The following is a 21,222-nucleotide window of genomic DNA, read 5'->3' on the forward strand; positions in this document are numbered from 1 at the left end:
TCCTCCTTGATTCGTGGTGGGGCGTCAGTGGTCCTGGCGGTAACGCCGGAGCTTTTCGGGATCGATCTCGGCGCCGAGGCCGGCACCGGGGCGGACGGTGAGTTCGCCGTCGGTGATGCGCAGCGGCTCGGTGAGCAGGTCGTCGCTCATGTCGAGGAAGTTCGACAGCTCGCCGGGACGACGGGACGTCAGCTCGTAGGCCGAGCCGAACGCGACCGTGCACAGCGAGCCGAGCTGGCCGTCGATCTGGTTGCCCATCACGACCTCCAGCCCGAGTCCCTCGGCGAGGTGATGCGTGCGCTGCGATCGGGTGAAGCCGGTGCGGGCGGTCTTGATGCTGATCGCGGTGGCGGAGCCGCCGAGCACCTCACGGGTGACGTCGGCCGGCGTCACCGCGGATTCGTCGGCGATGAACGGAACGCCGATCTGCCCCACGAGCCAGCGCCTGCCGAGAACGTCGTCGGCCGGGCAGAGTTCCTCGGCGAAGAGCAGCCCGAGGTCGGCCATCTCCCGCATCGCACGGGCGGATTCGGCGGCGGTCCAGCCGCGGTTGCCGTCGATGTAGAGGTCGACGCCGTCGCCGAAATGCTCCCGCAGTGCGCGCACGACAGCGGTGTCGAGCGACACGGGACGCCGGCCGACCTTGACCTTGAAGGTGCTGATGCCGTGGGTGTCGCGCATCTTCTCGGCTTCGGCGACCATCGCGGCCGGCTCGTCGAAGCCGAGCATGTGGGACACGCGCATGCGATCGGTGTAGCCGCCGAGCAGTTCGGTCACCGACACGTCGAGGCTGCGGCCGAGCGCGTCCCAGATGGCCATGTCGATGGCGGATTTGGCGGTCGGGTTGCCGACCGTGCGGGCGAGCCGGGTGCGCACCGTTTCGCGGTCGAGCAGGCTGAGGCCGACGATCTGCGGGGCGAACAGGGAGTCGATCACCGCGATGATGCCCGCCTGGGTCTCGCCGTAGGTGAACGGCCGCGGGGGTGCCTCGGCCACGCCGACGATGCCGTTGTCGGCGTGCACCCGCACGAGGACGTGCTCGGCGACGTGCACCTCTCCCGAAGCGAACTTCAGCGGTTTTCGGTACGGGATGGCGAACGGGATCGCCTCGATTCGCGTGATCTTCATCAGGTGCCCCCTGTGGACGGTGCGGTGGAAGGAAAGACGTCCTCGAGCGCGTCGAGGACGGTCGTGACGAGCGGGGACGGGGTCTCGCGATGCCAGGCCAGCGCCAGCTCCACGGTCGCCGCTCCGGCGAGGTCGCGGAACACGACACCGGCCAGGGGGAGGGCACGGGCCGAGGCGGGGACCACGCCGACCCCCAGCCCGCCGGCGACCAGTGCCAGCAGGACCGCGGTCCCGGAGGCTTCGTGCAGCTGATGGGGCGTGAGCCCGGCCTCGCGGCAGCTGCGCGCGACGGCTTCGTACACGACCGAATTGCGCCGGTCGTAGGTCACGAGCGGTTCGGTCCGCAGATCCGCCATCGCGACGACGGGTTCGACGGCCAGCCGGTGGTCGGCCGGGACGGCGAGGATCAGCGGCTCGCTCTCGATCACCCGGAAGTCGATGTCGTCCCCGGTGACCGGCGGGCGGAGCACCCCGATCCCCAGCGTGCCCGTGCGCAGGCGTTCGCACTGCTCGGCGGTCAGCAGATCGGCGCGGATCTCCAGCTCCACCTGTGGCACCCGCTGCGCGAGCGCCCTGGCCAGATGCGGCAGATGGGAGAACGCCGCAGTGCCGGTGAACCCGACCCGGAGCAGGCCCAGTTTGCCTTCGCCGATGCGCCGGACCCCGCGGACACCCACGTCCAGCCCCGCGAGCACGCGCCGGGCTTCGGCCAGGAAGAACTCACCAGCCGGCGTCACCCGGACCTGCCGGGTGGTCCGGGCCAGCAGGACGACACCCAGTTCGTCCTCTAATTGCCGGATGGTGTGCGAGAGCGCCGGCTGTGCGACGTGCAGCTGCTCGGCCGCCCGGCCGAAGTGGCATGTCTCGGCGACGGTGACGAAGTAACGCAGGTGACGAAGCTCCATGAGACGTCTCCTCCCTGCCTCTGTCGCCGATTCGTTCACGGTAGGAAGCAAAATCATCGAAGACAAAGACTTTATTGCGGTCTATTGATAAACAGCGGTTATCAATAGCACCCTAGGTCTTGCCACTCACGAGGCGTGCGGCGGAGGACGAGCGACAGGAATCCCCAGGTCTCCCGGTAGACACGCAGCCATTCGGTCCGGCGGATGGTCGCCATCGAGAGCGCTTCCTTGCCGTTCGGGCCTTCAGGATGGTCAAGTGCCCACGACGCCAGTGATCCCCAGCATGCCCACTCGTACTCGTCCAGTTCGTGGCGTGTGCTGACGTGTCCGTGGATCGGGGTCCATCCGTCGGCGACCACGCGGTCCACTGTGGTGGCCAGGTCGGCGAAGTCCCCGAGCATTTCGACGGCTTCAGGGGAGGGCGTGCGGCTCCAGAAGCCCTCTCCGATCAGGACACGGCCTCCTGGAGCCAGATGACGCCGGGCCGCGGCCAGGGTGGGCAGCAGTCCGCCGAAGGCATGCGAGGATCCGACGCTCAGTACCAGGTCGAACGGCTGTGCCGAGACGAAACCGTCGGCCTCGCGGTGGTGGAGGACGAGGCGATCGGCGACGCCGCGATCGTTCGCCGCGCGACGCGCGTCTTCCAAGGCGCCGCCGGAGATGTCCACGCCTTCGGCGAGCAGATGTGGCCGCGTGGCCAGGGCGCGCAAGAGCCATTCCCCGGTGCCGCATCCGAGATCGAGGACGCGCGCGTCGCCCCGGGAAAGGCTTCGGTTCAGGAGCCGGCCGACCGACGCGTCGTCCAATGGCGACTTGATCGGGTGATCGGCATGGGCGATACGGGAGATTTGTTCGCGGTTCACGTGTGGGTTCCTTCGACAACGGGTTCGGTGCTGGGTCGGGTCATGCCCGGTTTCGTTGTCGACCACCCACGAGGGGCGTCGCGTGGCGGCTCAGGATCGAGACACCCTGTGGCTCATCGCGAAGTGCGGATCGCCGAAACCGGGTGCGACAGCTCGACATGTGTGCGCATGTGCTGCACACCTCCCTTTCCGCGATGGTCCGGCCTGATGCGGTCGGCCGGACCCTAGCCAGGCGAGGAACGGGCACGCAATCGAGATTTCGGCGGCCCGCCCGGCTCACATCCGGCGGGGCGGTTTCGTCGTAGTACCGAGAACGCTTTCCCTCATCCCGCCAGGAGCCCCAGCATGACGACCGTGACCCCGCTCAGCGAACTGACCGGCGACTACTCGCTCGACGCCGTCGGTACGACGCTCGCCTTCATCGCCCGGCACACCATGGGAAGCCGGGTGCCGGGTCATTTCGACGAATTCGACGGCAGCGCCCACCTCGACGGCGACGATCCGGCCAGGTCCAGCGTCCGGCTCACCATCAAGGCCGCGAGCATCGACACCGGCAACCAGAAGCGCGACGACCACCTGCGCACCGCTTTTTTCGACGTGGCAGGACATCCGGTCATCACCTTCGTCTCGACCGCCGTCCGGCACGTCGGCGGCAGCGGGTTCGAGGTCACCGGCGACCTGACCATCCGAAGTGTCACGAAACCGGTCCGCGTCGCCGTCGAGCTGGTCGACGCCAGGCCTGGCGCGGACGGTGTCCGTACCGGCTTCACGGGCGCAGTTTCGCTCAACCGCCTCCGCTGGGGTGTGAACGAGAACCTCGCCACCAGGCTCATGGTCGGCTCGAAGGTGACCCTGCAGCTGACCGTCGCCGCGAGCCGCCAGGGCGGTTCTCCGGCGCGCTGAGCACGAAGCGTGCCGATACGCCGTTCGCCGTAACGCCTGGTCGTGGGCGGACGACAACTCAGGCACGAAGAGCCGATCGGTGCACGCGACCGCGGTGGAGGTCACTGATGCTTACGGACGATGTGACCGGCACCGTCGGAGGTATTCCGATGGGCATGGCGCGCGTGCCCGGCCGTTCGGTGCTCGAGGGCGCGTTCGCGTTGCTCGAAGTGCTCGCCGCCGCCGACGCCGGTGCGGGTCTGGGGTTGACCGAGGCGGCGCACCGGGCGGGCCTGCCCAAGTCGACGGCGCACCGGCTGCTGGAACAGATGTGCGGGATCGGCGCGGTCGAACGGCTGTTGCGTGGCTACGTCGTCGGCCCGCTGGCGGGCAGGCTCGTCCAGGGCCGGGGACGGCTGCACGCGAGGATCCGCGCCGCCGCGGGGAAACCGGCGATCCGGTTGGCGAAACTGACCAGGACCGACGTCGCGGTCTGCGTGCTGGCGGGGTCCGACGTCCTGGTCGTCGCGGCGGTCTCGGGACACTCCGCCAGCGTGCCCGCCGTCTCGCCGGGCACGGTGCTGCCGTCCTCGGCCGCGGTGGCCGGGGTGCTGCTCGGCGGCGCCGCGCACGGTGCCGCCGCGCCGATCCGCTGCCCGGAAGGCCGCATCGTGGCCGCGATCGGCCTCCTGACCGCCCCGGCGAGCGACCTCGCGGTGATGCGGAGGCTGGTCGACGCCGCCGCGCTGGAGGCCGGTCACGAGTTGACCGAATCCGCACACTGATGGCCGGGAAGTCACCAGTCCGCTGAGCGGACCGCCCTCTTCACGTGGATTTCACCTTTGGTCAGCCTTCTCCGAGTGAACGGCGCGTCGTCGCGCGCCCGTGAACGGGGAGGTGCCCGATGGGCTCACGTGCCGGCTCAAGGTGGCTCGCATCGGCGACGGCGTTCGCCGTCGCGATCGGGGTGGGCGTGGTCATCACCCCACCTCCGGCACGGGCGGCGAGCCCTGGCGTCGGCACGCTGGTCAACGCGTTGGCCGGGCCCACGAACAGCTTCGCCACCTGGAGCAAGGGCCTGGGCACGATCGGGCAACTGGCGAAGGCGCTGCCGGCCGTGCAGACCAGTCCCGGCGCCGCGCTCGGGTTCGACACCCTGGCCCAGGAGGCGTTCAACACCGGCGCCAAGAAGCTTTCCGCCGCGGTCGACGACGCGGATCTGGACATCGACCAGCCGATCACGTTGTCGGCCGACCGGGCCGGGACGCTCAAGACCACACTGAGCACCGTCGGCGAGGACAAGAGACTCGATCTCACCCTGTCCGTCTCCCGTGTACTGCTGAACCAGGCGCTGAACATCCCGGTCCCGATCGGGGAGGGCGGCAACGCCCCGCAGTCGGCGTTCTCCTCCACCGGCGGCGTGCGGCTCACCGTCGGCACCACGGTGAAGCTGACCCTGATCTGGGACAAGGCGCACGACAAGGCCTACATCCTCAACGACGGCACGACTCCGGCGTTCACCGTCGACGCTTCGGCCGACTTCCCCGACGCGAACGCGATCAAGGCCGTCAACGCCGCGATCGGTGTCCTCGGGGTGAAGCTCGTCGAGACCGACACCTCGCTGGACCTGAAGGCGCATTTCGCCGCCACGATCAACGACCCGGACAACGACGGGCGGCTGGCGTTCCTCAACAACGACGGCACCGCGGGCGAGCTGGCCCAGAACGGTTCGCTGGCCGGTTTGGTCAGCTTCGGCTTCGCCGGCCCGGCGGGATCGCTGAACGGTTCGCTGCACCTCGTGGCCGCGCCCGCCGCTTCCTTCTCGCTGAACCTTCCCTCGGTGGACGCCAAGATCGGCCTCAGCTGGCCGGACATCGCCACCGGGACGCCGGAGATCAAACCGGAAGGCATCGGCACCGTCGGCCCGTTCCTCAACCTGACCCCGCGTGATCTGGCCACCGGCCTCGCACAGCTGGCGACGACGCTGACGTCGATCCAGCGCGCGAAGTGGGGCGACGCGGCGAACCCGATCGGCAACCTCGACCTGCCGTTCCTCAAGGGCACCCTCGCCGACGCGATCCAGCTCAACGAGTCGATCAAGAAGTTCCTGCAGGACAACACGAAGACCGCGGCGGACCCGACACAGGCCGGTGAACCGCTGTTCGTTTCGCTGCAGCAGATGCTCGACAAGCTCAACACCGCGGCGAACCTGCCCGGCGGTGGCAAGATCGGCATCTCCGACGTCCACTTCCCGCCGGGTTCGACCAAGCTCGATTTCAAGATCACGTTGTCCCGCAAGGCCCCGGCGACGGCGGTGGATCTCAATGCGGCCGCCGCGGCGGCGTCCGGACCGGCGGGCAACCCGGCGAAGACCAGTTACACGCAGACCACCCTCAAGGACGAGAACCAGAGTTGGAAGCCGGGGGAGTTCGCGGGGCGGCGCGTCGTCGCCGGGGCGGCAGGGGCGACCGTCGAGAACAACGACGGGAACACGCTCTTCCTGCAGGCACCGGGCTGGACGCCGGTGATCCCGGCCGCCAACGCGCCGTACACGATCTCCGGGATGCAGGGCGACGTCGGCGTCGTCCAGCTCGGCAACGACCTGAAGAGCGGCGGCCGCGGCGTGGGCGAGGCCAACGCCGTCAACGCCACCGCGAAGGTCAAGCCCAGCTACGACGCCGCGGTCACCCTCGTACTCGACCTGCAGAACCCGACCGTGCACAACCCGCCGATCGAGCAGAAGAACCCGGACGGCAGCACGACCCTCGTCGGCGCGACCCCGACCGGGCCGGACCGGGTGCTGCTGCGCACTTCCGGTGCCCCGTCGCTGTTCACCGCCGACTTCCCGATGGACGCGGGCATCGACCTGTTCGCCAACGCCGGATTCCTCCAGGTGCAGCTGAAAGGCGTGGCGCACGTCTGCCACCCGAACGCCGGTGCCGACTGTGCCGGGACACCGGGCGCGGACGACCACATGGCACAGGTGAAGTTCAAGGACCTCGGTGACCTGACCTTCGGCGCGGTCGTGGACAAACTGCTGCACGACCCCGGTGCGCTGCTCGACTTCCAGGTGCGTGTCCGCGGTGCCGGCGGCGTCGACGCCAGCGCACCGGGTACCGGCGACTTCCTGAAGGGCGCCTCGGCGCACGCGGGATTCACCTGGAACGACCTGACCAAGACGACCGGTCCCGACGGGCCGCAGTTCAGCACGAGCGACCTGTCGGAACTGGTGAACTTCGACTTCGACCCGGCCAATCCGAAGGCGCTCTTCTCGATCCTCCTGAAGACGCTGCAGACCCTCGATGCCTCCCTCGGTGACGCCTCGCCGTCGGGCGCCGCGGTGTTCGGCACGAAGATCCCGCTCGTCGGCCGTTCGCTCAAGGACCTGTTGCGGGCCGACGAATCCGGCTCCGGCCCGACCGTGAGCTACGGCCCGAACTCGGTGAAGGACATCGCGCGCACCGTCGAGAAGGGCAACGCGTTCCCGCCCTCGCTCGTCGGCCGCACGGTCGTCGCCGGTACCCAGGTGGGCATCGTCGGCAGCGTCACGCCGGACACGCTCGTCCTGGCCGGACCGTGGGCCAGCCGGCCCTCGCCGTCGACGTCGTACGTGATCCGGTCCGAGCTGGACGACGTGATCTCGTTGCTGGAGGCGGCGCCGTCCGACAACCTGCAGCGCCTCGTCCAGACCATCAACACGCGGTTCAAGGACAGTGTCCCGGTGACGTTCGAGTACGCCGAACCCGGCGGAACGCCGTCGCTGATCATCCGGTTGGACTGGAAACGCGCGTACCACACCAGCACACCGGTGCAGTTCGACTTCAGCCTGCCGTCCGGTGGCCAGCGGGTCGCCGGGGTGCAGGGCGACGGCTCGGTCTCGCTCGGCGTCGGCGGTCAGGTCAAGATGGGCCTGGTCGTCCCGCTGCAGCCCGGTGCGGGCCCGGCCGACGCGAACGCGCTGCGCGTGCTCGACGACTCGAAGATCGGCGTGAAACTCGACGCCACCGTGGAGAACGCCACCATCGCGACCACCTTGGGCCCGCTGAGCGTGTCACTCGGCGACCCCAAGTCGGCGGACAAGGCGACCGCGAAGGCGTCCTACTCGATCGACCTCGCCAAAGGCGGCGGCACCGGCGCGCCGGTCAGCTTCACCGACTTCCTCGGCGCCGTCGGCCCGACGATCAACGCCGGGAGCACCGCCGTGGGCTGCGGCCTCGACGGCGGGACACCGCTGGCCTTGTGCGCGAAGCTGCCGTTGTACATCAGCGAAGACGGCGGTGCGACCTACAGCAAGGTGATCACCGACGCCACGAAGTCGAACAACTTCGCCTTGCGCCTGCCCAAATCGACCGCGGCCGACGACTACTTCAACCTCGGCGGCGCGGCGATCGACGGGCATCCGCGGCTGGAGACCCCGGATCCGGCGCTGCTGGCGGACGCGCTCGCGGCCAAGCTGATCGACTTCGGCAGGCTCGACGGTCTCGACAGCTACCTCAACCTGGTGGAGCAGGCGCTCAACACGGCCAGTTTCGGCGGCAAGCTGCCGCTGCTCGGTGACGACCTCCAGCAGGGCGCGGACTTCATCGGCAAACTGCGCGCCGCGATCCACACCGCGCTGGAACAGCTGCCTGCGAACGGCCACTTCACCGACATGGCGGCGGTGCGCGGCTGGGTCAACGACCAGCTCGGCGGGAAGCTCGCCGCTGCGGGTCTGAACCCGGACACGGTCACCGTGGACACCCTGTGCAAGACACCGCTGGGCACCGTCGGCGCGCCGACGGTGAAACTGCACGAAGGCGCCACGGCGGCGGACAAGACCTACCGCTACGTCGTCGCGTCGTACGTGATGATCGACGGCGCGAAGAAGCAGGCCAAAGCGAGCGACCCCGGCGAGATCACCACCGGCCCCGCCGCACTGTCCACAACGGACTCGCTCGACATCGCCTGGGAACCGGTCACCAACGCGGCCGGCTACCAGGTGTTCCGTGAAGAAGGCGGTGCCTTCAAGCTGATCGCGGTCTCGCCGGTGAGGAGCAGGCCGTGTGGGGAGGATTTGGGACGCTGAGCGTCCGAAATCCTCCCCACACGCGTCGCATCTCAGGAACACGGCGGGCTGTACGGCAGCTCGGCCGACACGAACTTGTCCCACATCTCGCGAGTGAGTGTGTTCCCCGTGATGGCGCAGATGCTGTGGATGGCTCGGGGAACGGTCATGTCCCACAGCCGCACGGTGTGGTCGCGGCCGCCGGTGGCGAGGGTGGCGCCATCGGGGCTGAACGCCACCGTGTCGACGTCGGCCTGGTGCCCGGTGAGCGGCTGACCCGACTGCGTCCGCTCGGCTGTCCGCCAGAGCCGCACGGTGTTGTCACTGCTGCTGCTGGCCAACGTCTGTCCATCCGGGCTGAACGCCACCTCCGAGACGGGGTTGGTGTGGCCGGCAAGGGGTTCGCCGAGCGGTATGGCGTGAGCGGGATCGGTGACGTCCCACAGCCGCACCTGCTCGTCGTCGCTGCCGCTGGCCAAGGTCCGCCCATCCGGGCTGAACGCGACCCGGCGGACGTCGTCCTTGTGCCCTTTGAGGGGGCCGGTCAGCAACGTGGGCTTGGCCGGATCGGAAACGTTCCACAACCACACCGCGACGTCGCTGTATTCGGTGCCCGTCGCCAGGGTTCTTCCGTCCGGGCTGAACGCCACCGCCAAGGCGTTGGCGTCCGATCCGATCACGATCCTGGCCAGCAGCACGGGTTCGGCCGGGTCGGCGACGTCCCACAGCCGCGCGGCGTTCTCGTCCTTCACGTCGCCGCCGGTGGCCAAAATACGGCCGTCCGGACTGAACGCCACCGATCGGACGCCGTCGGTGTGCCCGGTGATCGGCGCGCCGATGGGTGTGGGGTGGGCTGGATCGGCGACGTTCCACAGCCGCACGGTCCGGTCGCCGCCGCCCGTGGCCAGGACGCGGCCGTCCGGACTGAACGCCAAGGTGTTGATGTCGCCCTGGTGGCCGGTGAGCGGCCCGCCCAGCTGCCGCCGATCGGCCGTCGTCCACAACCGGACGGTCCGGTCGCCGCCGCCGGTCGCGAGGATGCGCCCGTCCGGGCTGAACGCCAACGTTTTGACTTCGCTCGTATGTCCGGTCAGGACAGTGCCGGGGATGTTCCAGAGCCTTACCGCCCGGTCGCCGCCGGCGGTGGCCAGGGCGCGACCGTCCGGGCTGAACGCTATCGACCGCACGCCGTCGGCGTGTCCGGTGATCGGCGCGCCGATGGGTGTGGGGTGGGCTGGATCGGCGACGTCCCACAGCCGCACGGTGTAGTCGTCGCCGCCGGTGGCCAGTGTCCGCCCGTCGGGCCCGAACGCCGACGACCAGATCGCGCCGGCATGCCCCGTGATCGGCCGGCCCAGCGCCACCGGGCGAGCCGGGTCGGTGACGTTCCACAGCCGCACCGTCCGGTCGTTGCTCGCACTGGCCAGCGTCTGTCCATCGGGACCGAACGCGACCGAATGAATGGCCCCGGTGTGTCCGGTCAACGGTGACCCGGAGGGTTCGGCCCGGTCCGGCGCGGCGATGTCCCACAGCCGCACGGTCCGGTCATCGCTGCCGGTGGCCAGAGTCCGGCCATCAGGACTGAACGCCACGGAGTAGATGGTGTCGGTGTGCCCGGCCATCGGCAGGCCGATGGCCGAGTGCCGAACGGGGTCGGTGACGTTCCACAGCCGGACGGTCCGGTCTTCGGCCGCGCTGGCCAGCGTCCGCCCGTCAGGACTGAACGCCAACGACCGGATCGACTTGGTGTGCCCCGTGATCGGCGGGCCGAGCGCCTCCGGGCGGGCTGGGTCGGTGACGTTCCACAGTCGCACCGTGTTGTCGGCGCCGCCAGTGCCCAGAGTGCGGCCGTCCGGGCTGAACGCCAGCGCACGGGTCGCTTCGCCGTGACTGATGGTTTCGTTCAGCAGCACCGGGCGGGCCGGATCGGCGACGTTCCACAGCCGCACGAGTCTGTCACCGCTGCCGCTGCCGGTGGCCAGCGTTCGCCCATCGGGGCTGAACGCCACCACACCGGCGCCCTTGCTGCCCGAGGGCAACATGGCGGACAGCGGCGCGTTCGCGTCGACGATCAAGTGGGTGCCCGTGTCCGGATCGGCCGGGCGCATCCGGTGGGCGACGAGATCGAGCTGGGCCGCGAGCGACACGTCGACGGCCCGTATCCGGTTCGCCTCGGCGGTGACCTTGTTGAAGATCGCGGCGTCACGTTGTTCGTGGGCGATGTCGCGTTGCTGGAAGGCGTACACAGCGGCAAGGGACGCGACGAGGCTGAGAACGGCCAGCATGGTGACCGCGGTTCGACGAACTCTTCTCCGTCGGCTTTCGTGCCGGATCGAAGCGCCGAGGAAGGCCGCTCCGAGCGGCGTGAGGGCGGCGCGGTGCTCACTCCTGGACTGCCACCCCCTCGCGATGGCCAGCCGATCGCCGCGATACAGCGATCCGACCGGTTTCCCTTCTCTCTCCCATTGTTCGGCGGCCTCGATCAACTGTTGCCGGATGACCTGATCGTTGCGGCCCGTCTCGATCCAGGTGCCGAGCCGCGGCCACGCCCGCAGCAGCACTTCGTGGGAAAGCTCGACGGCGTTGTCGTCCAGCGTGACCAGACGTTTCTCGATCAGCCAGCCGAGCACCGTCTCGGCGGTCCGCGGTGCGTCGAAACCCTTGACGAGGTCGGCCGGATCCGCGCGCCGCCTGGCGGGCGGTGCGTCGTGCCTGACCACGACCAGATGCATGAGGATGTGCTGGAAGATCACGCGCTGCTCGGTCGTGGAGCAACGCGCGTAGGCCTCGTCCGCGGTAGCCGCGATCGCGCCGTGGATCCGCCCGGTCCGGTCGTAATCCGCCAAGGTCAGCTTGTCGCCCGTGCGCCGCTGCCAGGTGACGGCCAACGCGTGGGCCAGCAGGGGGAGCCCGCCCGCGTCCGTCCCGATCTCGTGCAGGAGGACTTCGACGAGGCTCGGCTCGACGTCGACGCCGATCTGCCGAGCCGGCCGCTCGATGGCCGCTCGCAACCCGGCCGGAGTCATCGCCTGGAGGTTGAACTGGCTTGCCGGCAGGAACTTCGCGAGCTGATCATCGGCGAGGCAGTGGTCGTAGAAGTCGCCCCGCACCCCGAGAACGGCACGCATCGCGATCAGTGCGGCGATGAAACGCCGCCGCTCGGCCTCGCCGGCGCAGAGGGTGAACACCTCTTCGAACTGGTCCACCACGACGACGGTCCCGTCAGGCAGCATGCTCGCCGGCAGGGCGGGATCGGATCCGACCGCCGAGAGCACGGCATCCACGTCGCCGCCGATGAGCTGCGCGACCTGCTGTGCCAGTGTTTCGCAGGGCTTCCTCGCCGGGGTGAGCAAGAGCCATGGGCGTCCGCTGCCGGCCACCGCGGTCGTCACGCCTGCTCGAAGCAGCGACGACTTGCCGACGCCGGACGGTGCGACGACGAAGACCGGCCCGCCGCGGTGATCGATCTTGTCCATCAACACCGACAAGGTCGCCTCGCGGCCGAAGAACCACCGCGCTTGGTCAGGTTGGAACGCGCGCAGACCCGGATAGGGGCAGACGTCTCCCGGCCATTCCGCCTGGCTGACGTCGGGCGGGTACGGGTCGTCCGGCAGGCAGATCCACCCCAGCGCCTCCGTTTCCTTGACCCGGATGCGTTGGGGCCGATAGCGGGTCTCGTCGGCGGCGCTGTGCCAGACCACTTCACGGAACAACCAGTCGGAGGTGATCACCGCGAGCACGCCGGCCGATCCGGCGAGGGCATCCTTCAACGGCGAAGCGTCGAGCAACCGGAACGTGTGGTTGATCGCGACGCCGGTCGCGCCGTGCGCGTCGAGCAGAACCTCCCCGGCATGCACCGCCATCCTCAGCCGGATCTGTTCGCCGGTCCCGTGCGCCCGGTTGTGCCTGTTCAACGCTTTCACCAGACGACCGGGCACCTGCTCGACGAACAGCCGCTTCGGAATCTCCGCCGGTGCCAGAAGAAGCACACCGTCACCCCGGTCTTCGTGGTAGCAGGTGTTCCAGTGCGAGCCGAGCGCGTGAGCCAAGGCCGCATAGAGGGCGCTGCGCACGTTCCTCTGTTCCGGGTTCTTCCGGCCGCTGAATCGCTCCACGTCCACAACCAGAACAGTGCGATGCAACGCATCAGGCGACACGAAACCTCCGCAGATCACGTCACGTCGGCCAAAGATGCCGCCCATAGTCCCCGCAGCCTCACAGAGGCTGATGAGCTTTCACTCGTTCGCGTGAACCGATTGACGTTCTGCGGAGCGGAGGGGGCGTTCAACGCTCGCATGAGCCTGAACGCCCCCTCCGGGACCTATCCGAGGAGCCTGCTGGTCAGGCCATCGGAGGCTGCTCGCGCCACCAGCGCTGACCGGCTTCCGGCAGCGTCGAGATCGGGTCGTAGTACGGGTACCGCCGCTGCAAGGCTTCCGGGTCCTCGTGCTCGATCCCGGTCCGGTAGTTCTTGGTCCAGTAGGAAATCCCGAGCTCGCGGTCATATTCGGCGAGCTGGTGGACCCAGCGCTTCCCGACGTACGGCACGTCGCAGACGATCCGCGGGGTCGCGTAGCCGGGCAGGTAGCCCATGATCGCGTGCTGCAGTTCCTGTGCCTCGTGCACGGAAACCCGCCAGTGCTCGGCGTTCGGGATCATGTCGCACATATAGAAGTAGTACGGCAGGATGTTCGCCTCGCCCTGCAGCGCGAAGCACAGATCGAGCAGGTCGGCCGGGGTCGCGTTCACGCCCTTCATCAGCACGCCCTGGTTGCGCACGTCGCGGACGCCGACGTCGAGCGCGGTCCTGGCGGCCTCCGCGACCAGCGGGGTCACCGACTGGGCGTGGTTGACGTGGGTGTGGATCGCGAGGTTGACACCGCGGCGCTGCGCGGTGCCGGCGACGCGTTCGAGACCTTCGACGACCTTCGGCTGGATCCAGTGCTGCGGCAGGGCGGCGAGCGCCTTGGTGGCGAGCCGGATGTCGCGGACGGTGTCGATGTCCATCAGTCGCATCAGGAACGACTCGAGCTGCGGCCACGGCACGTTCGCGACGTCGCCGCCGGAGACCACGACGTCACGTACGCCGGGGGTCTTCTTCAGGTACTCGATCATCGCGTCCTGGCGGTCGACCGGTTTGAGCGAGAGCTTGTGCTTCTCGACCTGTTCGGTGGAGTTGCCGACCAGGTCCATCCGGGTGCAGTGCCCGCAGTACTGGGGGCAGGTGGAGATCATCTCGGCGAGGACCTTGGTGGGGTAGCGGTGGGTCAGCCCCTCCACGACCCACATCTCCGCCTCGTGCAGCGAGTCCCGCTCGGAGTGCGGGTGGCTCGGCCACTCGGTGTCGCGGTCGCTGCGCACCGGGAGCATGTAGCGGCGGATCGGGTCGGCGTACCAGGCTTCGGTCACCTTCGCCGGGTCGGTGCCCGCGTTGGGCGCCATCGTGTTGATCATCTGCGGCGGCAGGAGCATCGACATCGTGGCCATCTCGCGCTGGTCGGCGAGCATGTCCTCGTAGAAGCGCTCCTCGAGCTGATCGCCCATCAGGGCGCGCAGCTGCTTGGCGTTACGGATGCAGTGCACTCGCTGCCACTGCGCGTCGCGCCACTCTGCCTCGGTCACGTCGTGCCAGCCGGGGAAGCGGCGCCAGTCGGGTTCGGTCAGCTCGACACGGGTGTAGTCGTAGGGCTGATCGTAGGCGGCCACCGGCGAGGTCGGTTCCTGGATCGCAGTCACTTGTACTCCTCGTCGTCGGAAACGCGTGAAAATATCCTGTCACATCGTTCGGAAGACGTAAATATTCCTGTCCTGCGGGGTGTGTCGAAATCTTGCCGACCCGCCGGTCACGTGGGCTTCCGCACGCTGCAAACTCAGGAGGGTGACGAACGCGCGAACGACGCTCCTGCTCGGCGGGCGCATCTACAGCCCCTCGGCTCCCGACGCCACCGCCATGGCGATCACCGACGGCATCGTCGTCTGGGTGGGGCAGGACGGCCCGGCCAAAGCACTGCATCCCGACGCCGAACCGGTCGACCTCGACGGCGCCTTCGTCGCCCCGGCCTTCGTCGACGCGCACGTCCACGCCACCGCGACCGGACTGCACCTCACCGGCCTGAACCTCGCGAACGTCCGCGGCGCGGGCGAACTGCTGGCCGCGGTCCGCGACGCCGTCCGGCCCGGTCAGGTGCTGGTCGCACACGGCTGGGACGAATCCCGCTGGACCGACGGCAGGCTGCCCAGCCGCGCCGAGATCGACGAGGCCGCGAACGGCACCCCGGTTTACCTGAGCCGGGTCGACGTCCACTCCGCACTCGTCTCCAGCGCCCTCGTCGCGCTGGCCGCCAGCGTGCACGACGCGCCGGGCTGGTCGCCCGACGGACCGCTGACCCGGGACGCCCACCACCTCGTGCGCGCCGCGATGCGCGACGCCATCACCCCGCAGCAGCGCCGCGAGGCCCAGCGCGCGTTCCTCGCCGAAGCCGCCGCGCGCGGTGTCGTGAGCGTCCACGAATGCGCGGGCCCGGACATCTCCGGCGCGGAGGATCTCACCGACCTGCTCGCGCTCGCGTCCGAACCCGGTCTACCGGAGGTCGTCGGCTACTGGGGTGAGCGCCGCGGAGTCGACACCGCCCGCGCGCTCGGCGCCAGGGGAGTCGCGGGCGATCTGTTCGTCGACGGCGCGCTCGGCTCCCGCACGGCCGCGCTGCACGAGCCGTACGCCGACGCCCACGGCACCACCGGAACGCTCTACCTCGACGCCGCCGCCATCGCCGAACACGTCGCCGCCTGCACCGAGGCCGAACTGCAGGCCGGTTTCCACGTCATCGGCGACGCCGCCGTGGCCGAGGTCGTCGAAGGATTCCGGCGCGCGGAGAAGATCGTCGGCCGTCGAGCGCTGGCGGCCCGGCACCACCGGCTCGAGCACGTCGAGATGATCGACGCCGGTCAGGCGAAGGAGCTCGCCGGCTGGGGCGTGGTCGCGTCGGTCCAGCCGCAGTTCGACGCGGAATGGGGCGGCGAGCACGGCATGTATGTCGACCGTCTCGGCGGCGAACGGGCTCCGAAGCTCAACCCCTTCGCCGCCATGGCCGCCGAAGGGCTCCTGCTCGCTTTCGGCTCCGACGCTCCCGTCACACCTGTCGACCCGTGGGCCACCGTCCGCGCCGGGACCTATCACCGCACGCCGGGTTCGGGTCTGTCCGCTCGTGCGTCCTTCACTGCCCACACCCGCGCGGGACATCGCGCCGCCGGGGTGAACGACGGTGTCACCGGCAGCCTGGTCCCGGGCGCTCCCGCGCACTACGCGATCTGGGACGCCGAGGATCTCGTCGTCGCGACGCCGGACTCGCGGGTGCAGCGCTGGTCGACCGACCCGCGCGCGGGGGTGCCCCCGCTGCCGAACCTGGCCGAGGGGGCGACGCTGCCCCGGTGCCTGCGCACGGTCCGCGACGGAGAGGTCATCCACGATGTGTTCACCCGCACGGCCTAGGGTTCAGGGGTGTCCTCGACCGTGACCGATCCGGACCCCGAAGCGGCGCCCCGGAAGCGGTTCTCCCGCGCCTGGCTCCTGCGTTTCCTCGTCGCCGCGGCGTCGGGTTTCACGCTGTACCTCAGTTTCGCGCCGCGTCCGCTGTGGTGGCTCGCGCCGCTGGCGTTCACCGGCTTCGCGCTGGTGGTGCACGGACGCAGGTTCCGGGGCGCGTTCGGCTACGCGTTCGTGTTCGGGATGGGGTTCTTCCTCCCGCTGCTGACGTGGCTGCTGGACTTCCTCGGCCCGGATTTCGGGCCGTGGCCGTGGATCGCGCTGTCGATGGCGCTGTCGGTGTACCTCGGTTTCGGCGGCGCGTTCGCCACCGTGGTGTGGAGGCTTCCGCTCAGACCGCTGTGGGCCGCGTTGGTGATCATCGCGCTGGAGACACCGCGGGCCTGGTTCCCGTTCGGCGGTTTCCCGTGGGGCCGGGTTGCGTTCAGTCAGCCCGAGGGCGCCTTCGTCTCGCTGGCCTCGATCGGTGGCGCTCCGCTGGTCGGTCTCGCCGTCGTGCTGACCGGTTTCGGGCTCGCGGCGCTGTGCCTGCGGCTGAGGGGCGCCGATCCGCGGCGTTCCCTGATCGCCACGTCGGCGCTGACGCTGGTGCCGGTGGTGGCGGGACTCGCGGTGTGGCCGACGATCGGCACCGAAGCCCAGGACGGCGAACTCACCGTCGCCACGGTGCAGGGCAACGCGCCGGACATCGGCCTGGCGCTGGAAGGCCGCCGCGACGAACTGCGGAGCAACCACCTCACCGAAAGCGCCCGCCTGCTGGAGAAGCTGAAGGCGGGCAACACCAAGGTCGATCTGCTGGTGTGGCCCGAGACCGCGATGGCCATGCGCACCGGTGACGCCGGCGTCGACCAGATGGTCCGCGACTACGGCACGCAGGCGATCATCGGCGCGCTGGTCCGGCTGCCCGACGGCACCGCCCAGAACTCCGCGCTGGTCTGGGATCCGGCGACCGGCCCCGGTCAGCGCTACGCCAAGCAGCAGCTGGTCCCGTTCGGCGAGTACGTCCCGGCCCGCGAGGTCGCGAAGCTGGTGACGCCGTTCGTCGACAGCGTGGCGAACATGACACCGGGTGACGGCGCCAACGCCGCGCTGTCGGTCGCGGGGACCAAGGTCGGCGTCTTCATCTGCTACGAGACCGCGTTCGACTACCCGGCCCGCGAATCGGTCGCCGACGGCGCGGAACTGCTCGTCGTGCCGACCAACAACGCCTGGTACGGACCGGGGGAGATGAGCTACCAGCAGCTGGCGATGTCGCGGCTGCGGGCGGTCGAGCACGGGCGCGCGGTGATCGTTTCGGCCACCAGCGGGGTCAGCGCGATCGTCGCGCCCGACGGTTCGATCAAGGCCTCCACCAGCCTGTTCACCGCAGACTCCCTGGTGGGGCGCGTACCGCTGAGGCAGCAGACTACGCTGTCGGATCTACTCGGTGTGACGACGGAGTACGGGCTGCTGGCCCTGGCGATCGCCGGGGTTACCGGCGGGTACGTACTCCGTTTCCGCACCCGGCGCGCGAGCGCCGCCAAGGCAACGAGGGAAGCGGCGGGCTGACCCGCCGGAACACGGAGGAAAAGCGGATGGCGCAGGCGCCGCGGGGGGCCCAGGGAATCGACCCGGTGCTGGTGGTGGTCCCGACGTACAACGAGCGGGACAACATCGGCCCGATCCTGGAACGTCTGCTCGAAGCACTCCCGGACGTGCACGCCCTCGTCGTCGACGACGGCAGCCCGGACGGCACCGGTGACGTCGCCGACGAGCTCGCGAAGGCCGACGAGCGGATCCACGTCATGCACCGCACCGAGAAGGCCGGCCTCGGCGCCGCGTACGTCGCGGGATTCCGCTGGGGGCTCTCCCGCGACTACGCCACCATCGTCGAGATGGACGCCGACGGCTCGCACGCGCCGGAGGATCTGCCCCGGGTGCTGGCGGCCCTCGAGGACGCGGACCTGTCCATCGGCTCCCGTTACGTTCCCGGCGGCAGCACGGTGAACTGGCCGTTCCAGCGCAAGGCGCTGTCGTGGATGGCGAACTTCTACGCGAGGGTCGCGCTCGGCACGAAGATCAAGGACATCACCGCCGGTTTCCGCGCGTACCGCCGCACGGTGCTGGAGAAGCTCCCGCTCGACGAGATCGCCTCGCGCGGTTACTGCTTCCAGATCGACCTGGCGTTCCGTACGGCGCTCGCCGGGTTCGAGGTCGTCGAGGTACCGATCACCTTCACCGAACGCGAGGTCGGTCAGTCGAAGATGAGCGGCTCGGTCGTGCGCGAGGCGATCGTCCTGGTCGGGCTGTGGGGGCTCAAGCGTCGCTGGCAGCAGCTTCGCGGGCTGGCCAAGAAGGGCTGACGCCCAGCACGCTCACCCCGAGTTTCCCCAGTTCCTTCACCGTCGGCTCGTCCGGCGCGGCGTCGGTGATCACGCCCGCGACGTCGGACAGGGGGAGCACGGTGAACGGCGAGGCCGCGCCGATCTTCTCGGAACTGGCCAGCACGTAGGTGTCGGCCGCCCGTTTGGCGAGCGTGCGTTTCATCGCGGCCTCGTCGGAGTCGCCGGTGGTGAGCCCGGTTTCGGGATGCACCCCGGTGACGCCGAGGAAGAACAGATCGGCGTTGATCCCCATCGCGGCCTCCGCCGCGGCCGCCCCGCAGGTGACGGCGGAGTGTTTGAAGAGCCGCCCGCCGATGAGGAACACCTCGACCCGCGGATGCGTGACGAGCGCGGCCGCGACCGTGGGGCTGTGCGTGACGATCTTCGCTTCGAGGTCGACGGGGAGCGCCTTCGCCAGCGCGAGCGCGGTCGTCCCGCCGTCGAGGATGGCCGTCGAGCCGAGCCGGATCAACGCTGCTGCACGTTTCGCGATCCGTTCCTTGCCCGCGACACTGACCGCCATGCGCGTCGCGTAGTCCGCGGTGGCGGGTGAGACCGGCAAGGCTCCGCCGTAGACCCGTTGGCAGAGTCCGGCGTCCGCGAGTTCTCGCAGGTCACGGCGAATACTGTCCTCCGACACGCCGAGTTCGGCGGCGAGGTCCTTGGCCACGATCCGGCCTTCGGTCTTGAGTCGTTCCATCAGCAGGTCTCGACGCTGCGCAGCCAACATGTGCACGTTCCTCCTTGTTCCTGCCGATTGTTGCACATTATGCTTCGTCGCATGAGCAAACCTCTGATGATCCTCATCGCCGGACCGTTCCGTTCCGGCACCGGCGACGACCCCGAACTTCTCGCCCGCAACCTCGCCCGGCTCGAAGAGGCCGCCTGGCCGATCTTCCGCAGCGGGCACGTGCCGATGATCGGCGAGTGGGTCGCGCTGCCGGTGCTGCGCGGCGCGGGCGGGAAGACCGTCGCCGATCCGGTCGCCAAGGAGGTCATGTACCCGACGGCCGACCGGCTGCTGCACCACTGCGACGCCGTCCTGCGGCTGCCTGGCGAATCCACCGGCGCCGACCAGGACGTCGCCATCGCCCTGTCCCGCGGGCTCGACGTCTACCACCGCGTCGAGGACATCCCGGGGTATCAAGCCGCATAATTCGTGACTTGATCGAATGTGACGTTTTGAGGGAAGGTGAGCCGTGACCGGGAAGGTCTGCGGGATATGCGAAGGCCCGCTGCCGTCGAAGGCGGATTCGCGCGGGCGCACGGCCGTCTACTGCTCGGCCGCGTGCCGCCAGCGGGCCTACCGGTCACGGCGCGAACCCGCCCCCGACGTGCAAGCCCTCATCGCCGAGGTCGGCCGCGTCGCGAACCGGCTGACACCTCAACCGCCGGAGGCGTTCCTCGCCGATCTCACCTCGCTCACCTCCGACGTCGGCAAGCTGCGGCGCATCGCTCGGCTGGCGCAGCGGACCAAAGACGAAAACGTCACACCGGCGCCCGTGACGGAAACCGTCGACGAGGTCGCCTTCGCCGGGAGTCTCGAAGAGCACCAGCGAGAGCTGCGCGTGCACTGCTACCGGATGGTCGGGTCCTACGACGACGCGGAGGACCTGGTCCAGGAGACGTTCCTGCGAGCGTGGCGCGGCCGGGAAGGGTTCGAAGGCCGGTCGAGTTTCCGCGCCTGGCTCTACCGCATCGCCACCAACACCTGCCTCGATTTCCTGCGGCGCAACAAGAGGGTCCCGCGCCCCTACGACCCGATGCCCGGTGTCGACCAGCTGGGTGAACCGCCTCAATTCCTGCCCTGGTTGCAGCCGTTCCCGGACGACGTCGCGGAGATCGCCGAGACGAGGGAAACGATGGAACTCGTCTTCCTCACCGCCATCCAGCACCTTCCGCCGAAGCAGCGGGCCGTGGTGATCCTCAACGACGCCCTCGGCTGGAAGGCCGCCGAAACCGCGGACCTGCTGGAAACCACCGTCGCGTCGGTCACCAGCGCCCTGCAACGCGCACGCCCCACGCTGCGCGAACGCCTGCCCGAACGCCGCGCCGACTGGGCCCGGACCGTGCGGCCGACCGAGGAGGAGCAGGCGATCCTGCGGCGCTACATGGCCGCCGCCACCGCCGACGGGGACAGCCGGGTCATGGCCGAGCTGCTCAGGGAGGACGTGCTGGTCACGATGCCGCCGAACCCGCTGTGGTTCTCCGGCCGCGACGTCTTCCTGAAGTTCGTCGCCAAATCCCTCGATCCCGCCTCGCCGATGTACTTCGGGGAGTGGAAACACCTTCCGGCCGTCGCCAACGGGCTTCCCGCCGCGGGCGGCTACGTCCGGCGGCCCGGCACCCGCGTCTACCGGGCGCAGGTGCTCGACGTGCTGCGCATCGAAGACGGGAAGGTCGCCGAGATCACCGCCTTCGAGCCGCATCTGTTCCCCGCGTTCGGGCTGCCGCTGACGATCACCTGAGGACCGATGAGCCCCACGCCCCTTCC

At 69.5% G+C, this 21,222-nt stretch carries 14 protein-coding genes; 8 read left to right on the forward strand and 6 right to left on the reverse strand.

What is annotated here, in order from left to right:
- Positions 1-24 precede the first annotated feature (24 nt).
- From AMK34_RS04430 to AMK34_RS04440, 3 genes are all read right to left on the reverse strand, one after another.
- Positions 25-1,128: a mandelate racemase/muconate lactonizing enzyme family protein gene (locus AMK34_RS04430; protein ID WP_073843090.1), complete on the reverse strand. Its 1,104-nt coding sequence runs from the start codon at positions 1,126-1,128 to the stop codon at positions 25-27.
- Entirely contained in the window at positions 1,128-2,033 is a 906-nt protein-coding gene (locus tag AMK34_RS04435; RefSeq protein WP_073843092.1) for a LysR substrate-binding domain-containing protein, read from the reverse strand. Before AMK34_RS04435 ends, AMK34_RS04430 begins: the two co-directional genes overlap by 1 nt.
- A gap of 101 nt (positions 2,034-2,134) precedes the next feature.
- On the reverse strand, positions 2,135-2,896 hold the full coding sequence (locus AMK34_RS04440; protein WP_073843093.1) for an SAM-dependent methyltransferase: 762 nt from the start codon (positions 2,894-2,896) through the stop codon (positions 2,135-2,137).
- A gap of 345 nt (positions 2,897-3,241) precedes the next feature.
- Between AMK34_RS04440 and AMK34_RS04445 the strand changes: the two genes are divergently transcribed.
- The 3 genes from AMK34_RS04445 (at position 3,242) to AMK34_RS04455 (ending at position 8,843) form a co-directional block, all read left to right on the forward strand.
- On the forward strand, positions 3,242-3,799 hold the full coding sequence (locus AMK34_RS04445; RefSeq protein ID WP_073843095.1) for a YceI family protein: 558 nt from the start codon (positions 3,242-3,244) through the stop codon (positions 3,797-3,799).
- 107 nt (positions 3,800-3,906) lie between these two features.
- A complete protein-coding gene (locus AMK34_RS04450; RefSeq protein WP_051972508.1) occupies positions 3,907-4,563 on the forward strand; it encodes a helix-turn-helix domain-containing protein in 657 nt (218 codons plus the stop codon).
- A gap of 119 nt (positions 4,564-4,682) precedes the next feature.
- Positions 4,683-8,843: a hypothetical protein gene (locus tag AMK34_RS04455; RefSeq protein WP_073843099.1), complete on the forward strand. Its 4,161-nt coding sequence runs from the start codon at positions 4,683-4,685 to the stop codon at positions 8,841-8,843.
- A 32-nt stretch (positions 8,844-8,875) separates the two neighbouring features.
- On the opposite strand, the gene AMK34_RS04460 is transcribed toward AMK34_RS04455, so the two are convergent.
- Together AMK34_RS04460 and AMK34_RS04465 are read right to left on the reverse strand one after the other, a co-directional pair.
- Entirely contained in the window at positions 8,876-12,943 is a 4,068-nt protein-coding gene (locus tag AMK34_RS04460) for an nSTAND1 domain-containing NTPase (protein WP_073843101.1), read from the reverse strand.
- A gap of 220 nt (positions 12,944-13,163) precedes the next feature.
- On the reverse strand, positions 13,164-14,558 hold the full coding sequence (locus AMK34_RS04465; RefSeq protein ID WP_073843103.1) for a KamA family radical SAM protein: 1,395 nt from the start codon (positions 14,556-14,558) through the stop codon (positions 13,164-13,166).
- A 142-nt stretch (positions 14,559-14,700) separates the two neighbouring features.
- On the opposite strand from AMK34_RS04465, the gene AMK34_RS04470 reads away from it, so the two are divergent.
- From AMK34_RS04470 to AMK34_RS04480, 3 genes are read left to right on the forward strand one after another with little or no spacing between them, the layout of a single operon-like run.
- Positions 14,701-16,311, forward strand: coding sequence for an amidohydrolase (locus tag AMK34_RS04470; RefSeq protein ID WP_073843105.1), 1,611 nt, complete (start codon positions 14,701-14,703; stop codon positions 16,309-16,311).
- A gap of 9 nt (positions 16,312-16,320) precedes the next feature.
- The gene (gene lnt / locus AMK34_RS04475; protein WP_073843107.1) at positions 16,321-17,913 is read left to right on the forward strand and encodes an apolipoprotein N-acyltransferase; all 1,593 of its coding nucleotides are present in this window, start codon (positions 16,321-16,323) and stop codon (positions 17,911-17,913) included.
- A gap of 26 nt (positions 17,914-17,939) precedes the next feature.
- Positions 17,940-18,707, forward strand: a complete 768-nt coding sequence (locus AMK34_RS04480; RefSeq protein WP_038513525.1) for a polyprenol monophosphomannose synthase — start codon at positions 17,940-17,942, stop codon at positions 18,705-18,707.
- Here AMK34_RS04480 and AMK34_RS04485 read toward each other — a convergent pair.
- Complete coding sequence (locus AMK34_RS04485; protein WP_073843109.1) at positions 18,661-19,458, reverse strand: DeoR/GlpR family DNA-binding transcription regulator; 798 nt, start codon at positions 19,456-19,458, stop codon at positions 18,661-18,663. The two genes, AMK34_RS04480 and AMK34_RS04485, sit on opposite strands and share 47 nt — an antisense overlap.
- A gap of 51 nt (positions 19,459-19,509) precedes the next feature.
- Here AMK34_RS04485 and AMK34_RS04490 point away from each other — a divergent pair, with 51 nt between their 5' ends.
- Together AMK34_RS04490 and AMK34_RS04495 are read left to right on the forward strand one after the other, a co-directional pair.
- Positions 19,510-19,884, forward strand: a complete 375-nt coding sequence (locus AMK34_RS04490) for a DUF4406 domain-containing protein (protein ID WP_228708280.1) — start codon at positions 19,510-19,512, stop codon at positions 19,882-19,884.
- A gap of 43 nt (positions 19,885-19,927) precedes the next feature.
- Positions 19,928-21,196 (forward strand): RNA polymerase subunit sigma-70, encoded by a 1,269-nt coding sequence (locus tag AMK34_RS04495; RefSeq protein WP_073843111.1) that lies wholly within the window; start codon positions 19,928-19,930, stop codon positions 21,194-21,196.
- The last annotated feature ends 26 nt before the right edge of the window (positions 21,197-21,222 follow it).

The organism is Amycolatopsis sp. CB00013, assembly GCF_001905755.1.
Lineage (GTDB): Bacteria > Actinomycetota > Actinomycetes > Mycobacteriales > Pseudonocardiaceae > Amycolatopsis > Amycolatopsis japonica.

Coding starts and splice junctions, on each gene's coding strand:
- AMK34_RS04430 (WP_073843090.1), bottom strand. CDS start 1,128: ATGAAGATCACGCGAATCGAGGCGATCCCGTTCGCCATCCCGTACCGA.
- AMK34_RS04435 (WP_073843092.1), bottom strand. CDS start 2,033: ATGGAGCTTCGTCACCTGCGTTACTTCGTCACCGTCGCCGAGACATGC.
- AMK34_RS04445 (WP_073843095.1), top strand. CDS start 3,242: ATGACGACCGTGACCCCGCTCAGCGAACTGACCGGCGACTACTCGCTC.
- AMK34_RS04450 (WP_051972508.1), top strand. CDS start 3,907: ATGCTTACGGACGATGTGACCGGCACCGTCGGAGGTATTCCGATGGGC.
- AMK34_RS04455 (WP_073843099.1), top strand. CDS start 4,683: ATGGGCTCACGTGCCGGCTCAAGGTGGCTCGCATCGGCGACGGCGTTC.
- AMK34_RS04480 (WP_038513525.1), top strand. CDS start 17,940: ATGGCGCAGGCGCCGCGGGGGGCCCAGGGAATCGACCCGGTGCTGGTG.
- AMK34_RS04485 (WP_073843109.1), bottom strand. CDS start 19,458: ATGTTGGCTGCGCAGCGTCGAGACCTGCTGATGGAACGACTCAAGACC.
- AMK34_RS04490 (WP_228708280.1), top strand. CDS start 19,510: ATGAGCAAACCTCTGATGATCCTCATCGCCGGACCGTTCCGTTCCGGC.